At 56.4% G+C, this 557-nt stretch carries 1 protein-coding gene; it reads left to right on the forward strand.

Annotated features, from left to right (window positions below):
- Positions 1–70: 70 nt before the first annotated feature.
- Positions 71–268, forward strand: a complete 198-nt coding sequence (locus EXE45_RS17550) for a hypothetical protein (RefSeq protein ID WP_137695089.1) — start codon at positions 71–73, stop codon at positions 266–268.
- Positions 269–557 lie beyond the last annotated feature (289 nt).

A 557-nucleotide genomic window follows, 5' to 3' on the forward strand; every position in this document is an offset into this window, starting at 1 on the left:
CGCCTGATCCCGATGCGGGAGCTGAACGGTGTCGCACCGAACGACACCGAGGTAGCGGGGGTGGATCACGTTGCCTGACGACTTCAACGAGGAAGACATCGACGCAGTCCTCGAACGGATCGAACGCGAACAAGAGGCGTTTAAGATGTATCTTGCGGGCTACCGTCAGCGGGTCCGTGACGAACAGCGTCAGCCCAGTTCGCTCCGTCAGCGAGAGGGCTTCGCGAACCATCTGAAAAACAAGTTCCGTGGGGAATACGATGAGTAACGATACTCCGACAGAAACGATGGAAGTAGAGGGGACGTACCGACTGAAGAATCTCACAGGACGTGAGGCACAGATGGCTGCGGCGTTCGTTCACGGTCTTCGTGTCGGTGAACAGCGAGCGAGCGTCCCACGTTCAATGGTTCACCCGACTAAGGAAGATGGCGGTGGATCTGAGGACAGACCCGAAGGATTTGAAATGGAGGATCTAACGGAATGACTAACAACCCAACACCATCGACAGTCTCGGAGAGACAGTCGTCGGAGACGACTGCTTCGCAGTCGTCACGAA

Origin of the sequence: Halorubrum sp. SP9 (assembly GCF_005435015.1) — an archaeon.
Taxonomy (GTDB): Archaea; Halobacteriota; Halobacteria; order Halobacteriales; family Haloferacaceae; genus Halorubrum; species Halorubrum sodomense.